The 18,017-nt window shown below is 44.3% G+C and carries 13 protein-coding genes; 1 reads left to right on the forward strand and 12 read right to left on the reverse strand.

The features are described from left to right. The 4 genes from ACKPQ5_RS07785 to nagB all read right to left on the reverse strand — a co-directional run. A partial coding sequence (locus ACKPQ5_RS07785) for a DUF1549 domain-containing protein (protein ID WP_407678538.1) occupies positions 1–1,100 on the reverse strand: 1,100 nt, incomplete at its 3' end. A gap of 333 nt (positions 1,101–1,433) precedes the next feature. Then, the gene (locus tag ACKPQ5_RS07790) at positions 1,434–2,612 is read right to left on the reverse strand and encodes an ROK family protein (RefSeq protein WP_407678539.1); all 1,179 of its coding nucleotides are present in this window, start codon (positions 2,610–2,612) and stop codon (positions 1,434–1,436) included. Between the two features lie 43 nt (positions 2,613–2,655). Further along, positions 2,656–3,738, reverse strand: coding sequence for a Gfo/Idh/MocA family oxidoreductase (locus ACKPQ5_RS07795; protein WP_407678540.1), 1,083 nt, complete (start codon positions 3,736–3,738; stop codon positions 2,656–2,658). Between the two features lie 4 nt (positions 3,739–3,742). Next, complete coding sequence (nagB, locus tag ACKPQ5_RS07800; protein WP_407678541.1) at positions 3,743–4,552, reverse strand: glucosamine-6-phosphate deaminase; 810 nt, start codon at positions 4,550–4,552, stop codon at positions 3,743–3,745. Positions 4,553–4,697: 145 nt separating this feature from the next. Between nagB and ACKPQ5_RS07805 the strand changes: the two genes are divergently transcribed. Further along, positions 4,698–4,865, forward strand: coding sequence for a hypothetical protein (locus ACKPQ5_RS07805; protein ID WP_407678542.1), 168 nt, complete (start codon positions 4,698–4,700; stop codon positions 4,863–4,865). A 262-nt stretch (positions 4,866–5,127) separates the two neighbouring features. Here the strand turns inward: ACKPQ5_RS07805 and ACKPQ5_RS07810 are convergent, their stop codons facing one another. The 8 genes from ACKPQ5_RS07810 to ACKPQ5_RS07845 all read right to left on the reverse strand — a co-directional run. Further along, positions 5,128–6,540, reverse strand: coding sequence for a flotillin family protein (locus ACKPQ5_RS07810; protein ID WP_407678543.1), 1,413 nt, complete (start codon positions 6,538–6,540; stop codon positions 5,128–5,130). A gap of 25 nt (positions 6,541–6,565) precedes the next feature. After that, positions 6,566–7,156 carry a hypothetical protein gene (locus ACKPQ5_RS07815; protein ID WP_407678544.1) on the reverse strand — a complete coding sequence of 197 codons (591 nt, stop codon included), beginning with the start codon at positions 7,154–7,156 and terminating at the stop codon, positions 6,566–6,568. A 141-nt stretch (positions 7,157–7,297) separates the two neighbouring features. After that, positions 7,298–7,807: a paraquat-inducible protein A gene (locus tag ACKPQ5_RS07820; RefSeq protein WP_407678545.1), complete on the reverse strand. Its 510-nt coding sequence runs from the start codon at positions 7,805–7,807 to the stop codon at positions 7,298–7,300. A gap of 12 nt (positions 7,808–7,819) precedes the next feature. Continuing rightward, entirely contained in the window at positions 7,820–8,473 is a 654-nt protein-coding gene (locus ACKPQ5_RS07825) for a hypothetical protein (protein ID WP_407678546.1), read from the reverse strand. 95 nt (positions 8,474–8,568) lie between these two features. Further along, complete coding sequence (locus tag ACKPQ5_RS07830) at positions 8,569–11,700, reverse strand: PVC-type heme-binding CxxCH protein (protein ID WP_407678547.1); 3,132 nt, start codon at positions 11,698–11,700, stop codon at positions 8,569–8,571. Between the two features lie 185 nt (positions 11,701–11,885). Continuing rightward, the gene (locus ACKPQ5_RS07835) at positions 11,886–13,310 is read right to left on the reverse strand and encodes a DUF1501 domain-containing protein (RefSeq protein WP_407678548.1); all 1,425 of its coding nucleotides are present in this window, start codon (positions 13,308–13,310) and stop codon (positions 11,886–11,888) included. 8 nt (positions 13,311–13,318) lie between these two features. Then, a complete protein-coding gene (locus tag ACKPQ5_RS07840) occupies positions 13,319–17,074 on the reverse strand; it encodes a DUF1553 domain-containing protein (protein WP_407678549.1) in 3,756 nt (1,251 codons plus the stop codon). 67 nt (positions 17,075–17,141) lie between these two features. Next, on the reverse strand, positions 17,142–18,017 hold an 876-nt coding region (locus ACKPQ5_RS07845; protein WP_407678550.1), incomplete at its 5' end, for a sulfatase-like hydrolase/transferase.

Consider the following 18,017-nt stretch of genomic DNA (forward strand, 5'->3'; position numbering starts at 1 on the left):
AGGTTAGGATTTCTTCTGCCCACAGGTTTTTCCTGAAGATCAGCAAAAAAGGCGGCGAGAGAATAAAAATCCTTAATTGTAAAAGGGTCGAACTTGTGATCATGGCATTGGGCGCATCCGGTAGTAGCACCCAACCAAACAACACCAAAGTTTCGAACCCGATCGGCTTGGTAAATGGCTGTGTACTCGGCAGCCTGGGCACCTCCTTCTTGTGTGGTTTGAAGAAGGCGATTGTATCCGGAGGCAATTTTTTGGCGTTTGCTGGACTCGGGGATGAGATCACCGGCGAGGTTTTCAATTACGAATTGATCGTAGCTCATATTTTCATTGAAGGCATCGATGACATAGTCACGATATGCGGAGACCTCCATGAAATTATCACTGTGATAGCCGATCGTGTCGGAATAGCGGACAAGATCCAGCCAGTGTACTGCCATTCGCTCCCCAAATCTTTGATCAGCCAATAAACGGTCGACTAATCGATCGTAGGCAGTATCTGATTTGTCCTTTAAAAATTGATTGGCCTCATTCAGGGTGGGGGGCATGCCCAGTAAGTCAAAATAGAGGCGACGAAGAAGCGTCTTCTTTTCCGTTGGTTGAGCAAAGGAATAAGCCTCTGATTCAAGTCTCTTTGCCAAGAAACGATCCACCGGATGCTTGGATTTAGTTTTGGAAGATTTAGTTGGAACTACTGGGTTTTCAATCGGAAGAAAAGACCAATGTTCCTCATAGATAGCTCCCTGTTTAATCCATTCTTCGAGGATTTGCTTTTGTTTTTCGGATAGCCGTTTGCCGGTTTCCGGGGGAGGCATGAGTTCTTCTTTATCTTCGCTATGAAGCCTGAAGACCAATTCACTATCCTCCGGTTTACCGGGAATAACCGCAGAGTATCCGCCGAGATCTCGCAAGGCACCTTCAGATAAATCAAGCCTGAGCTTGGCTTTACGAGTGCTCTTGTCCGGGCCATGGCAGTGGAAGCAATATTCGGACAGAATCGGGCGAACTTCGTTCGTGAAGTCAACAGGTAGGGCAGCATTCAGCAAACGGCCTACAAATAAAGTAAGAATAAAAAGAATTAAGTGAGTCTTACAGTAGGTCATTAATATTATGATGGGAAATTAAGAGGACTATTCTAATTATAAATAAAGGTATGGATTTTGAAACCGCATATTGCGTCTAAAATTTGTTAACTTACGACAGAATACAATAGCCTGAGCTTTTCATTTTTAGAAAAGAAATTATTTTTAAGGCACTGTGAAAAAATGATAGATGATCCCCCATTTTTCTAAAAACCTAGGTTAAGCTTAGCGTAAATTTTGATTTGATTTTAGGTTGTGAAGAAATGAGAACAATTTGTTTATCATCTTCTCGTGTTCGGTAATTTCTAAATTCACTTGGTTTATTACATAAAACTGTCTTAACATGTCACGAATTCAAAAGGCATTTACATTAGAGTTACAAATAGGGGATTCATCTTGAAATGCATTCTTGAATACACTGACGGCTGCACCTAGTATCCCCGATTTTATTGGATTTAATCCGGCAAGAACAGGAATAACTTCTTCGTCTGTCCAACCCAGTAGGCTTTTTAAACCTGTGGATAAAATGTCCGGTATAGTACTGTCCATGTTAGGATCAGGGCATCCGATCACAATCTGAGCCGGGTCAGTTAATGCAATCATTGTGGATATTTGCTGGACCAGTGGCTGGTAGGCTTGGGTAAGTTGTTGTTTTATTTCTAAATTGTTTTTTGCTAAATGACAAAGTTGGGCAATGGAAGGGGCAGTGACTTCTTTGTTTTGGTTTTTAACCGATTGGATGATGCCCAATTCTCCACAATACGTTTGAAGGCAATCCATTTTCCCGCATGAACAGGGTCTCTTTTCGTTTCCTGAAGGAAGGCATCCAATTTCTCCCGCTGAAAAACGGCGACCCCTAACTATATTTCCCTCCAAAAGCTGGGCACAACCAACTCCTTCACCGAGGGAAATATAAAGGGAATTTTCAAGTGTTTCTCCATAACCTCCAAACCAATGATTTCCCATCAACTCTGCATTTGCATCATTTTCTATTACAATCCTCGGAGAACCTTGAGGAAGTCTTTTCGTAATTTCTTCAACAAGTGGGAAGTCGTGCCATCTTCCCAAATTAACCGCAGATAGGCATATCCCTTTTTCTGCATTTATGATTCCGGGCACACTGATTCCTACTCCCACAATGGACTTTTTTAATTTCGATGCATTATTTATTAATGTTACGATCACTGAAACAATGGATTCCGGAGTTTTTGGGTTCCCCATTTTTTGAGTCCATTCTTCATAGACCTTTCCGTTATGATCCACAATAGTGGCTATAATTTCTCCTGGGCCTATAAAAATAGCCAATGATCTCCAATACTCCGATGAGAGCTCTATTTCGGAACGGTAAAATCCGGGAGTCTTTTCATTCAGGGATCCGCGATCAACTAAATCCCTGCATATATTGGTAACACTTGCTTTCCGTATCCCGCAGGATGTGCTTATGAATGAACGACTGGTTGCACCTTTTCTTCGAATTGTGCGTAAGATTTCAGATTGGTTCTTTAGGCGCTTGCGAGTCTGTTCTGATATCATTTTTTAACAAAATTTGTTACCACATTTATGGAGATACAAAATCTCAGAGTTTGATGGTCTCTCCATTTCTGAAAGACTGATCGGCAGCAAGTACGATTTCACTGGCACGAATGGCACTGTTTTGATGCTCCGTTAAATCAGCTTTTTCTAAAATTCCATCAAGAAAGAAAAGTTGTTCACGCCGACAGAGTTCGTCGTGGTCAGGTTCATCGTCAAGGTCGATGTATTCATCGTCGGGCTCCAGTTCACCATTCAGTCCTTTTTTACTTCGATGCAGAAGGATACGTTCGGTTTGGGTGTGAGCATCCACGGACGATGAATTTCCCCGTGATCCAGCATCCGCCGCCACGATCGATGCACTCCCGAGAGGACCAATAACATCTTTTATGAAAAATGCAGTTTCGCTCATCATTGGACCCCAACCCGCCTCGTACCAACCCACACTTCCATCATCAAAAGTGACTTGTAGATGACCGTAGTTTATTTTATCAGCAGGAAGTTCATCCGTAAGTTGTGTGCCTAGACCAGAGACTCGGGTTGGGCGGGACTCTGTCATTTGGCACATCACATCCACATAATGAACTCCACAATCAACGATTGGAGAGATCGAGGAGAGAAGGCTTTTATGGGTGTCCCAGTTTTTTCCGTACGATTGTTGGTTTAAGTTCATTCGCATCACCAGGGGTTTGCCCAATGTTTTTGCCACTTCCACAAATTTAATCCAACTGGGGTGCTGACGTAGAATATAGCCCACCACCAATGCTTTCCCTTTTGCACGGGCAAGGCTAACCAGTTCACTGCATTGTTCCGAACTTTCGGCCAGGGGTTTTTCAGTAAAAACATGACATCCTGCCTCTAAAGCCATCTTGGCAAACGGATAATGGGTGTCGGGGTAAGTCGATATACAAACTGCATCGGGCTTCATTTCTGTTAACGCTTTTTCGTACTCGTTTACCTCGGGTATTCCGTCAGGTAACTCTGCCATTAACTTGGCACGAGACTCCGGACTACGGGTGCATATAGCGGCAATTTCGAATTCAGGTATAGACTCGTAGGCAAGTGCATGGGAACGACCCATATTGCCGGCTCCCACCACGAGTACTCGAATTTTTCTTGTATTATTCATAATTTTATCGGGAAATCCAATCAGAGGGTCTGTGTTTCTTTATCAAATCATCCTGTAATTTGCCAACAAACTTATAGTATCCTTTGAGTTCTAACTTTGATGCAGCACCTTCATCCACAATCACAGTAACTCTTTCGTGCATTTGAAGGGCAGTTGCGGGAAAGAAAGCAGAAATGGAACCTTCCACCATTTCACGAACTGCTGACGCTTTACTTTCCCCTGTTGCCATCATTAAAATCCGTCTTGATTCTAAAATCGTACCAATCCCCATGGTGATCGCCAACTTAGGCTGGAATTCATCTTCTGAAAAGAACCTCGAATTATCCTCCAGTGTTTGAGGAGTTAATGTCTTTATTCGGGTCTTTGATTGTAGGCTCGAGGTGGGTTCGTTAAATCCAATATGCCCGTCCGTTCCAACTCCAAGAACCTGAAGGTCGATCCCCCCAGTATCTTTAATTTTCTTTTCATATAGGGGGCCTGAATCCAATGGATTTTCTCCCATACCGTCAGGAACATAAGTGTTTTCCGAAATTATATTGATCGGATCAAATAAATTTTGATTCATAAAAGTTCGGTAGCTTTGCGGATGGTTTGCAGGTATACCGATATACTCATCCAAGTTAAAAGTACGGACTCCTGTAAAATCTAATCCATGTTCGCGATGTCTTTTAATCAGTTCCTTATACAGTCCAACCGGTGTGGATCCTGTTGCCAATCCTAGGACAGAATCTGGCAGCGTCTTGATTTGAGATTCAATAATATCCGCACATTTCAGTGCCACAATATCTTGATCGGATGCAATGATAACTTCCATGGCTATATACTATACATAGCCATATTATAACTACCACCTAATAATTACATATATGTAACTATCGTGTTTCCCCTGAGGACTCTTATACCAAAGCTAGAACTATTTTGATTTGCAGGAGACTACTTGAATGTAAAGGGATTTATTCATGGAAAGAAAAAGAGAAACGCAGAAGCTAGCAATTCTATTTGCGGAGATTTACGCGGATAATAATTCTTTTGCGAACAAAACAATTGTAATCGGAAGCCAATTGATTGCCTTTTCTTCTACCTGGTCGGCATCTTGGACTTTAGAAATGAAAACTTCCGGGTATTGATTTGAAACCTTAATAATTTCATCCCAGGAAATCGGGCCTATTTGGTTATTTCTCCCGTAATACAGCCAATCCTTACCCTTATCATTTGATTCAGAAGCCCATTTTTTGGTTTTGTTGACGGCATTACTAATTTCGTTGTCGTTTAAAACCCCGTCTTTATTTTCATCGAAAGTTTTGATTAAACTTAGATCTTCTCTGATTCGAGCCTCAATCTGATCTTCTATTGAAGGGTGAACTGGGATACTGCTTGCTTGATCTAAATCTACTGATTCAGTTCTTTTTTTTTAGGCTCTGCTGCTTGTGCCTCTTCGAGGATTTTAGCTGCTTCTGTTGGGTTTTCGCTCAGTTTCCCTAAAAATTCGGGAAGTTCAATTCCAACATTCTTGGTAATTTGATGGAGTGGGGGTAGAGCACCCACTAAACCGGAAACAAAATTTGCGGTGTCGTTCTTTCCGCCTTCTCCCTTACCAGAGTCCCAAACGGTAATTTTATCAATTTTGAGGTTGGCAATTGCTTTGACCTGTTCTGCCACTAACTGAGGAAGTTGTTCCGTGACAAGAAGTGTGCTTGCAAATTCTGCACCCCCTGAGGCTTCTACGATTCTGGCAAAACCTTCCGCCTTGCTTTGAAGTGCAGCGAGCGTTCCTTTTGCCTCCGCTTCCATAATGGACTGAACACCGTCTGCCTCTCCTTTCTTGAGGCGACGAATCTTTTCAGCATCTGCCTCTGCAAGAGTTTGAATTTTAAGTTTTTCAATTTCTGCGGGTATGATTATATCTGCATGCTGACTCGCCTTTTCACGCTCTGCACGGGCTTTTTCTGCAGTTGTTTCTGCCGCATAAGCTTCCTGCGAAGCTTGTGCAGACTTCACCTTCTCCGCTGCTACTGCAAGGCGCTCCGCTTCCGCTTCCTGCTCCCGTCTTTGTGCATCTGATTGGGCTACCTTGATTTTAGATAAATTCTCTCCCTCAGTCGCCGTGGCTTGTGCACTGGCAACTTCAATTCTTCTTTCCCTATCTGCATTTGCACTCCCAATCGCTCCGTCCCTTTCTCTCTCCGAAACACTTACTTTAGCTTCATTGATCGCTCGGGATGAAGCTTCCTTCCCCAACGCGTCGATATATCCGGACTCATCGGTTATATCCTTGATATTAACATTGATAAGTCGGAGTCCGACTTTTTTGAGTTCCACTTCGATTCCGTTGGTAATTTTTTCGATCAATAAATCACGGTCCGCATTAATCGATTCGATGTCCATTGTTGCCAGGACCACTCTCATTTGACCAAATATAATGTCACTTGCTTGTTCGCGCACAGATTGTAAGTTGAGCCCCAGTAAGCGCTCGGCTGCATTTTCCATGACACCCGACTCAGTTGAAATTCCCACCGTAAAAGTAGAGGGAGTATTGACCCGAATATTTTGCTTGGAAAGGGCTCCTTTCAATGCGATATCAATTGGAATAGGGGCAAGGTCTAACCATTGGTAGTCTTGAATGAGGGGCCAAACAAAAGACGCTCCACCATGGACACATTTGGAAGAACGATCTCCTCCAGTTTTACCATAAATTACAAGAACTTTATCCGATGGACAACGCTTGTACCGACTGAAGAAAAATACAAGCGTTCCAAGAACGACAACAATAAGAGAAATAAAGCCAATTAATGCAGGACTCATAATTTAGATTTGATTAGATTGTGGTTTAAATATTTTTTTCAGAAGATTCGTTTTCTAATGGAACTACTAAAATGGTTTGTTCGTCTACTGTTTCGGTTACCCTGACTGCGATACGGTTGGCAATTTTTTTATCATTATCGGTTACTGCTTTTACAATTCGTAACCTTCCCTGTACCATTACTTCGACCTGTCCGATTCCTTTGCGGTTTGGTGGGACGGGCAGGTATATGCTACCAACTTGTCCAATTGCATTTTTATAGTTTAAGGTGCCTTCCTGGCGCAGGCTGTGTAAATAAGTCATTAAGTAGATTACGATTGCCAAAAATATCGATCCAGAAATTGTGGCGACAAAAGTAGCAGCACCGGTACCATAACCAGCATCCAACATGGCAGCACCTGCCCATCCAAACCCGGTAAAAAAAGCCCCGATAGTACGGATCGAAAATACACCGGTTGCCCCTCCTTCACCCGTCTCTGCAATTTCGGCATCCGGCATGTCGAAGCCTCCGCCGATCATGACTAAAAGCATTTGGAGAGTGAGAACTAAACTAGAAATTATGCCGACTCCGGTAAATGTTTTTTGTGCGGAGTCTAAAGTTTGCCAATATTCGATCATTTGAAATTTATAGAGGGAATCAAGAGTTGTATTATCTTCTTCTAAAATAGTTTTTGTCAACAGGCATACGCTTGTGCTGAGATTTTCCACCATCCCAATTTAGCAAAAGTTGGATTTTGGTTCTATTATAATAAGTCGGTATTATTGTAATGCTTTATTCCTGTCCTTTTTTTCGATTCTGATTGATGCAATTATTGAGCATGCCACTGAGCAAGTAAAAATATAAGCTCCCCATTCTAATTGTGCCGATGATCCTCCGGGGAATGATTTTACAACCACGATAATAAGGGCGAGAGCAAATACCTCGGCCATAGAAAACTTCCCCACATAATGAATTACCTTGAAGAGAGAGTTCGAGTTTTCCTGTTGATATGATTGCGAGCTTGCTTGCCAGAAAAAAGAGAGTTTTAAAATGGGAGATAGAACTGAGAACAGTGATAAAAGCAAGACTAGGAAGAAATCGTTCCCCTGGTAAAGTTTTCCAATCACACCCAAGATCGAGTAGGTTGAGGGGACCAGTTCCTCCGGTGCGAGGATTCTAACTAACCAAGTAAGTTCTCCCGCCATAGGAGAAATGGTAAGGGTGGGAGCAATTAAACCGATTCCTAATAAAAGAGCGGCAAGAGCAATGAAAAAACGAGTGATATTCACTGCTAATATTCCTTATTTCATAATGTTCGCTAAGTCCTGTAAATTAGATCCAATCGGTAAGATTCTTAGGGTTATACGCCGAATCGCATTGGCGGGAGACTTTTTTAATCGAATCACATTTTTTCCGATGGAAAGTCCATTCAACAAGATTTCCTTTCGCCCGACATCGTCATCAGATGCAATATCAACATCTTGTACGACGATCTCTATTGTCTCATTCTCGTCAAAGCGAACTCTTCCCGCCTTGATCACATCGTCAGGGGAAACTGATTTGCCGAGTAGATCTTTCCAGTTCAGTTCGATGGATAATCCCGACCAATCAGCAATCAAGGAATCTCCTTTGGTCACGCTTTCAAATACTGCATTTCCTTTCCATAAAATACGATAACGAATATCGGGTCCTTTTTCTCCCCTGTCCCATGCTTCATTTTCCAAGTTTGTTGGATAAACTTCGATTTCAGAGGCAAAAATATAGTAGGTTTGGCCGTTGGATAGTTTTCCACTCAGCTTAACCTCTTGACTGGAATCAAGGTCAATTGGACTCTTTTCTTTATCTGAAGTCAGGAACCAATAGAATCCAGCAGCCGCCAAAACTATCAAAAAAGGCACCAGTGCTCCCATCCACGGTGGAGGCTTAGGTGCATCGAAGTCTGATATACTTGTCATAGGTGATTACTACTGCAAAAGCACCTAAGAAAGAAAGCAGAAAATATTATTGAGCAAAGATTCTTTTATCCTGTGCGGACTCGCAATACCCGCTTTTAATTTTCAAGCGGATGCTCTTTTAATAGTTCTTCCGGTGAGTAAAGGCCCAATTTGTTTTTGTATTCATTTCTTATTTTGGCCACTTGCTCGGTTGTGATTGGACTTGCTTTGTTTCCGAACGAGTTGCGAACATAAGTGAGTACCGCAGATATTTCATCATCCTTGAGCATATATTCAAAAGGAGTCATCGGGACTTGCCCAGGATACTTTTTCCCCATTACTTCGATTGGCCCCATCAGTCCTTTGAGAGTCAGTTTAATCAACCGGTCGGTGTTCCCAATCACCCACTTAGTTTCGGCCAGTGGGGGGAATCCGGAACCGGGTAAGCCTTTTCCATTTCCCTGGTGGCAAGTGATACAGTGTCCCTCGCGGGCGTAAACCTCGCTTCCTTTAATGTAGGACTCGGCAAATTTCTTGTCCAAATGGGAGGGTGGGGCGGCGAGGCGTTCCTTTAACTCGGACACCGCCGGTTGCCGGTTGATCACTTCTCGGGCATACTCATTCGATTGCTTGTATTGTTTTTCTATGGGATGTTGTTCCGAAGCGGCGAGAATCTTAAGCGCGGCTTTACGCTTCATGTATGATGCGGTTACCACAGCAGTCATGCGGACTCGCCCATGAGAGTCATTTGCACATTTGAGAATAAGTTCTTCGTGATCCTTGAATGAATTAATATGAAAGCGAAGAACATTGAGGGCAGCGGCTCTTACTCGGTGATCCTTCGATCTCAGTAGTTGGCGGGTTAATTCTTTGTTTAACTGGCCGGCTCCCCATGTAACCCACAACGCCTCCAATTTTGCAGAGTCAGGCTTGTCCTTACACCATTGATTAATTGCGTTTGCGACCTCATTCGAATCTCTTCCGCGTAATTCTCGACGAGTTCTGTACCGTGTCCTCAATTCTGGTAGTTCCAAGTTTTGGAGTAACTCGGGAATGGAACTTCCATGAATTTTGGCCGGTTTAACTAGCGGGCGGGAAGGGTAGGTTATTCTATAAATTCTTCCATGCTTATGGTCACGGTTCGGATCTCTGGCGTTGTGCTGCATGTGTCCAATCAGCGCATTTTGCCAATCAATCACATAGAGAGAACCATCTGGTGCAAATTCAAGATCGGTCGGTCTGAAATTAAGGTCTTCCGACACAAATAAATCCTGGCGGTATTCGGTTATGTAGCCTGGGTCTTGATCAATTACTTTATGTTGTTTTGCCCCCAGAAAACCAATATTATTGTTAATCAATACATCTCCCTGCACCTCGTCAGGAAAGTGTCTGCTCGAAACAAATTCAATCCCGGATGTGGGTCGTACTTTATTCGAAGTAATTAAGTCTGGGGCCGCTATATTTGCTCCATAACGGGCTTTTATCATTCCGGGTAGCATCCACGACATTTTAGTTCCCGAAGTGTGGAGGAATAATTCCTGCCCATAGTCATCCACCGCTACACCCCACGGGTTGGGGATGTTAAATTGGGCGTGCCGAATTAATTTTCGGGTTCGTGGATCGTAGCGAAAAAATCCTCCATTGGAACCTCGTTGTGGACCAAAAGCGGTTTCTACATGACTGTGGAGAAAAACACCTTCGCACATAACAATTGCACCCGATGGATCTGCGGTAAAAGAGGAGATGGCATGGTGCGTGTCATGGTCATCGAATCCAGAAAGGAGTACTTCTTTTTGATCGTATTTATCATCCCCGTCAGAGTCCTTCAGGAAAACAAGGCTTCCACTTTGGGAAACATAAACTCCGTCATGAGCAATTTCGAATCCAATCGGGATGTGCAAATCATCTGCAAAATTAGTTTGTTTGTCTGCCTTTCCGTCGTTGTTGGTGTCTTCAAAAATAATCAGTTTATCGGAAGGAAGAGGATCTCCTATTCTATAGTGAGGGTAACTTGCCATAGTCGCTACCCATAATCGACCTTTATTGTCGAAAGATAACTGAACTGGATTTGCGAGGTCGGGGAAAGTTTTTTCATCCGCAAAAAGCTCAATTCTATACCCATCCGCAACTTTTATTTTTGTTTTGGCTACTGGCGCGGGTGTATAGTTAACATTTCCATTTTTGCTGTTTTGTTGAGGCGGAAGGTAATTCGTTGGCACATCAGGAAGCTTGGGGCTTTTTGCTTCTTCTGCCTTAATATCGTAGGGTTTGCCTTGAAGGATGGCCCATATCGATTCATCGCGAATTCGGGTGTATTCTCGTGTTTTTTCAATTTCGTATGGGTAATTTTGGGGCCCAAATGGATTGTATCGTCGACCGTACACATGGACACCGTTTGGCACCTTAAAGTCATTCAGCCAGTAAAAGTTTTTATCCATCACCGCCTTGTGGAGGCTGACGCGATTTTTTTCTTCAGTGGGTTGACCTTTGAAAAGAGAATTTGCAAGAAAGACAGATAGTTTTTTGTATCCGTTGTCGTTGTACAGTGCACCATCAATGGAAAGTGCTTTTCCTTTTTTGTACCATTCCAGGGAAGGAGTGAACGCATCCACGAAGAGTATCTTATTTTCTTGGGCAACACCCTTCATTGCATCGGTGTATAACTTGATATTACGGTTTTGGTATTTTCCGTCGGTAATCCCGGGTAATGCCTGCACGGCAGTAGGGGAGATGAGTGCAATTTGAGGATTGGATGAATTGTATACGGAATTGCTTGTGTGTTTGAGAAAGGCATCGAGTTCTTTTTTAAAACGATCAAGCTGGTTGGGTCCGTCAAAAGAAGAATTAAAACCAAAAAAGCAAAGAATGACATCAGCCTTTAGATTGGAAAGCCACTGGTCGGGAGTGGGGAAGTGTCCCTTCGGTTTGGTGTTTGATTGTAGGTTTTTATGAATCAGTTCTTTGGCTCCGGGAAACGCATATTGACCTTCCTGTTCCCTGCTCGGATGGGGGCGGAACCCTGGGGTGTTTCCCTCGTCACAAAGATTACGAATGGTCAGGTTAAGTTTTGGGAAACTTAAATAAATCTCAGTTTCGAGGTGGCCATAATGAATCATCCTCGATCCCATACCCGAACCAATCAGGGTAATAGTATCACCCTGATCCAATTCAATCTTGGCTTGGACGGATAGGCAGCCTTGTATGCAAAGCAGGGCAGTAAGAATGAGTCTTGTTTTAAATACAGGCATAATAGTTGAGATAAATAAAGATTAGCAGATAATCATTTTGACGCTTTTAGCGTACTTCACAAATGAAAACTTTTTGTTTTTACTAAATGGGATTAAAATATATTAAATTTCGTTGAATTATTATTTTTTCCCTGATCGGCTTTGGAGCAATGTGATCAGTCTTGATTGTTATCGATAGAAGCAGTTTAGCTAAGGATTGATTTCACCGCATGCCCATGGACATCAGTCAACCGGAAGTGACGCCCTTGGTATTTAAAGGTCAGTCTTTCGTGATCAATTCCCAATAAATGCAGGATAGTTGCATGGAAGTCGTGCACATGCACACCATTTTCCGCCACACTGTAAGAGTAGTCATCTGATTTCCCATAGGTCATCCCGGGTTTTACTCCGCCCCCGGCAAACCATGTTGAAAAATTTCTGGGATGGTGATCTCTCCCGAAATTGGTTCCGTTGAATTTTCCCTGACAATAATTTGTCCGTCCAAACTCTCCTCCCCAAATGACCAGTGTGTCTTCGAGCATTCCTCTCTGTTTTAAATCCTTAACCAGTGCATATGATGCCTGATCAGTTTCCTTGCATTGTTTTTTAATTCCTCCAGGTAATCCGCCGTGCTGGTCCCATCCGGGATGATAAAGTTGAATGAACCGGACTCCTTTTTCTGCTAACCTCCGTGCGAGTAGACAATTTGCGGCGAAAGTTCCAGGTTTGCGTGCATCTTCTCCATAAAGTTTAAAAGTGGAATCGGGTTCCTTTTCAATGGCGGTGACTTCAGGAATCGAGCTTTGCATTCGATACCCCATTTCGTACTGGGCAATTTTCGTTTCAAGGCCGGGATCTCCGGTTTTTTCAAGTTGGAGTTCATGAAGTTCTTTTAAACGATCCAGCATATTACGCCGTCCTTCCGCTGAAACTCCTTCCGGGCTGTTCAGGTAGAGAATGGCATCCTTATCCGCCCGGAATCGGGTGCCCGCATGTTTGCCGGGTAAGAAGCCGCTCCCCCATAGCCTGGAAACCAACGGTTGTCCACCTTTGCCTTTTGTTTTGAGGACCACGAAATTAGGCAGGTTTTCATTTATCGATCCAAGACCGTAGGACATCCAGGACCCCATACTCGGACGACCGGGGAATTGGGAGCCGGTTTGCATAAAAGTGACCCCCGGACCGTGGTTAATCGCTTCGGTGTACATCGAATTCACAATGCACATATCATCCGCCACTTTTGAAGTGTTTGGTAATAATTCGCTGATCCATTGACCGCTCTTACCATGCTGGGAAAACTTAAAGGGCGAACCAACTAAAGGAAGGCTTGCCTGATTTCCAGACATACCTGTTAATCGCTGTCCTTTACGGACGGAGTCGGGGAGCTCCTTCCCCGTTTCTTCATTTAACCTTGGTTTGTGGTCAAACAGATCAATTTGAGAGGGTCCACCGGATTGGAATAAATAAATCACCCGTTTGGCTTTAGCGGGGTGGTGTAAGCCGGAGCCGGTTTCTGCATGAAGCATGTTGGCGAGGGCCAATCCACCCAGTCCTCCACCAAAACGCTGAAGGAAGTTTCTACGGGGCAAACCAAGTGGGGATTCAAAACCGGTGCATTTATTTTGATTCATACTTTATTTTATCTTTTGGAAAGGGTTCCATCAAAATTCATCAAGGTTGATACCAGGCTGGTAACTGCGGCCAAATATTTCTTGTCTTTTGCTTTTGCTTGGTAATAGCCAACCTTCAGAAATTTTTCTGTTTCTTTATCGTCGGTGAAATATTTTTTCTGTTCCTCCAATAAATTTTGGAGAATTTTGGATTCCTGCTCACTAGGTGATCGACTGGTCAGTTTTTTGAATGCTTCCTGAATCAAGTCATTTGGATTGGTGGTTCCGTGATTTTGGATAAGTAAATCCGCAGTTGCCCGAGCGGTTTCCACAAACTGGGTACCATTAAGCATGATCAGGGCCTGCGATGCTGAGTCGGTCCGTTCCCTGCGTACCGTGCAGACATCCCGTTTGGATGCATCAAGGGCCATCATTACCGGAGTGGGGCCGGTTCGTTTCCAAAAGGTGTAGACACTCCGACGGTAAACATTGGGGGCACCGTCGGGATTAATCGGTTTAAAAGATACTTTTAAATCATAGGGCTTCGCACCCGGGCCGCCGATTTTTTTATGCAATAATCCGCTATGAGCGAGGAGGCTGTCCCGGATCATTTCAGCAGGGAGCCGATATGCGGGAGCCCAACTAAGAAGCAGGTTCTCCGGGTCAATTTCCTGGGCGTTGGGCAAAGTCTTACTTTCCTGCCGATAGGTATGGGAAAGAACCATTTTTTTGAGCAGATGATGAAGATTCCATCCGGACTTAACAAAATCCCTAGCCAGCCAATCAAGTAATTCTGGATGCGAGGGTGGCTTTCCCTGCATGCCAAAATCCTCCGATGTGGAAACCAGTCCCCGTCCAAAAATCATCTGCCAGTAGCGATTGACAGTTACCCGGGCGAGTAGGGGATGGTCCGAGGAAGTTAACCATCTTGCCAAGCCCAACCGATCCAGAGGAGCACTATCAGGAAAAGGAGTAAGGACAGCAGGGGTTGCCCGCTGTACCACCTTTCCACGGTTTTCATAATGACCACGATCTAGAATGTGAGTCTCCCGTAAATCGGGCATTTCTTTCATTACCATGATTTCAGAAAGCCGCTGGCGCTGATCCCCAAAACTTTTCCTCTCCTTATACAATGCCTGTCTGGCAGCTATGCTTGGCTTGTGTGCGGAATGTAAAAATATCTCCCGCACTGCGGAATCATCTATCTTTTTACGAAGTCCTGCCAGTTTCTCGATTTCAGAACCCGAAATTACCCGGTTAAACAGGTAGAACTCGTCAAGCATACCGTTTTTAAATCCACGATCCCGCATCCTCTGGGCAAAGCCAATAAATGGATCCCCACCACCGGTGATCTCTCGGGTTAAGTGATCCCTGATCACTTCGATGCTTGCCAGTTTTCCATTTTCAAAAAGCTGCAGGCCACTTGCCTGGCTCGATCCATCGTAGGTGAGCCCAACATGGGTCCATTGGTTAAGGGGAAGTTTGTTTTTGGATCGAATGCGGATGGCATTCCCAGGCCAGAAATGAATCAGGGCAGGGGACAGCCGCCCATTTTCAATTAATACCTCTATCCCCCGGCTTGCAGCATCCGTCCATGCCTTGGACCGGCGGACAACGACTCCGCGTTCCAATTCCAGTGTCGGGTTAATCCAAAACGCTATCGTGAAAGTCTGGTGCCTGTTAAAGTCTCCAAATCCGGATGGGAAATTGAGAACATCATCCCCGCTGAAATGAATACCCTTACCGAACTTTCCTTCCACCTCTTTATTATTTCCATTGGTCGAAGCATCCTTTGAACGGTCTGCCAAGTTCGGATAACGGTTCCCATTTCGATCATCAAAAGAGAGATAAGCCATCGGTTTGGCATATTGAATATCTGTTTCTCTTTTCACTTTCCATTTTTCAATGAGATGATTTTCCACCCTTTTGATCTGCTTGTCATTAAGGGCATTTGAAAAAATGAGGACCTCTCCGATCTCCCCATTCCAGTTATATTTTCCTCCGTGATTGCGGTCCCTGCCCATTCGACTGGCGATCACATTTCCCGTCGTGCGCAGGGAGACCACCGCCAGTTTGTTGGGATAGTTCGATTCGGCATTGGCTTCCATTCCGTTGATTCGCAGATTCCCTTTTCGGATATGTTCATGGGTATGCTGGGGGTGCCAGAATTTGTCCCCGTTGGAATAAAAATGATGAGCGTTCGGATGACATAGGGGAGAACCGGAATTACCCCTGGTCTTACTCATTACCCAGAAAACGGTCCGGATATTTTTGATTTCCTTAAACTGATGATAATCATTCGAATTGGAGTGATACCTGACCACCTGTAACCCGCTGTTTTTATGAGCCTCCGGCTTGGGTGAGGCGTGCCGGGTGGCATGGTTCTGATTTCCACTCAGATCATTCCAGGTTCCGGAAGTACTATTGTATTCGTTGGCATCGAGCCAGAGGGAAGGTTTAAGGCTGAGCAGATTAAGATCGGTTTTAGTATTATTCTGGTCCGCCTGCCTTATCGGTTTGGAATAATAATGGGCAAGACCAATCGTCTCGGCTTTGACTTCATTAATCCAACCGGCAAAGGCGGTATCCACATCTTTTGATTGATTGAATAACTCAAGGTTTTCCTGTGCCGATTTGATTTTCTGATCATTGGGAAGATCTCCCAATTCCAGGGTAGGTGTGGGCACGGAACCGGTGAAGTAGGAATAGAGCCCTGCCTCGTCGATATTGTTAAAAAAGGCGGATAACGAAAAATAATCCTTCTGGGTAACGGGATCGTACTTGTGATCATGGCAACGGGTACACTCCATGGTGAGTCCAAGAAAGGCGGTGCCAAAGGTATGCACCCGGTCCGCTACATATTCGATTCGGAATTCTTCCGGTACGCTTCCACCCTCGACCTTTTGAGGGTGCAGTCGATTGAAACAGGTCGCGAGGATCTGATCCCGTGTGGCATTGGGTATAAGATCTCCAGCAATCTGTTCGGTCACAAACTGATCGTATGCCTGATTTTTACGAAAAGACTGAATGACCCAGTCCCGCCATTGCCAGACATTTCGGTTACGATCCACCTGATAGCCATAAGTGTCGGAATATCGTGCCACATCCAGCCATTCGGAAGTCATACGCTCGGCATACTCGTCAGTATTGAGGAGTTGATTGACCACTTTTTCGTAGGCATCCTTCGATGCATCTGCCAGAAAAGCGTCCACATCATTTAACGAGGGCGGTAGTCCGGTAAGGTCATAAGTAACTCTTCGTAACCAGGTAATTTTATCCGTTTCCGTACTGGTATGAAGGGGGGACTTCTCGAGCAGGGTGGAGATGAAATGATCAATTTCATTCTTTGGACTGGGATGTTTGGACTCGGGTACATCTACAGATTGAGGCAACGCCTGAAAAGACCAGTGCTTGTCATATTTACCACCCTCCTTGATCCATTGATCAATTAGTTTTTTCTCTGCTTCCGTTAGGGGCAGCTTACTTTCGGGAGGGGGCATCACATCGATTGCATCATCACTATAAATACGCCAATGAATTTCAGAATCTTCCAGGCTGCCCGGAGTTAGTCCCACAAATCCATTATGCTCCTTTATCGCCTCCTCAAAAGAATCAATCCGGAAATCAGATTTCTGGTTCTTTGCATCCGGACCATGGCACTTGTAGCACTTATCAGAAAGAATAGGCCTAATTTGTCGGTTGAAATCGACCTTACCCATTAAAACGAATACAGGCATGAGTAGGAGAACCGGAATTCCTACGAACAGATTAAAAGCTTTAAACATTTTTATTGGGAGGAGAATAAAAATAAAGGATATAAAATTACACTCTCAAGACAAAAAGATTTTTCGCTCAGTTTTTAAATTCCGGATTTTTTCTGGGTAATTTTGCTCCGTCTGCTTTTAATCGGACAATGAGTTCGCTCTCCAGTTTTTGAACGAGTCCGGGTTTACTTTCGGCGAGGTTATTCGCTTCCCCCAAATCGTTCTTCAGGTCATAGAGTTCATAAATCCCTTCCCAGAATTTAATCAATTTGAAATCTCCTTTCCGAATAATGGAGTAGGGACCGGGAGCATGCCGGTAATGCGGGAAGTGCCAGATCAGGGTTTCCCGTTTTGGGGATTTCTTTCCTCCACTGTTTAAGTGTTTCGTCAGGGAGAGCCCGTCAATGGGCCGGTCCTTGGGCAGTTCGGTTCCAGTTGCTTCCATAATGGTGGGAAATAAATCGATCGAAGAAACCGGAAAGTCCGACTTTTTGCCTGCCGGGATTTTGGCCGGCCAACGGGCAAGGAAGGGAACCCGGATTCCCCCTTCATAACAGTATCCTTTGCCGCTCCTCAGGGGAGCATTTTCAGTGGGACCACCATTGCGGTCGAGCCCGCCATTATCACTGGTGAAAATAATCAGGGTGTTGTCGTCAATTCCGTGCTTCTTCAGTTCGGCGAGCATGTCCCGCATACAGTCATCAATTGATTCCACCATCGCGGCATATTTCCGATTCGTTTCCGACATACCCTCCTTAAATTTGTATTTATCGGCCACTTCCTGAATCGCCTGGATTGGGGTGTGCACCGCGTAGTGGGAAACCTGGATGAAGAATGGCTGGTCTTTCCACTGGCGGATCAGTTTGACCGCTTCATCCGCTTCCCGGTGAGTTAAATATTCTCCTTTCTTCCGTCCGGGTAATTTATGAATACCGGCCCGAATGGTGGGGTGCTTATGTTTTGG

Origin of the sequence: Candidatus Seribacter sulfatis (assembly GCF_964187635.1) — a bacterium.
Lineage (GTDB): Bacteria > Verrucomicrobiota > Verrucomicrobiia > Opitutales > Seribacteraceae > Seribacter > Seribacter sulfatis.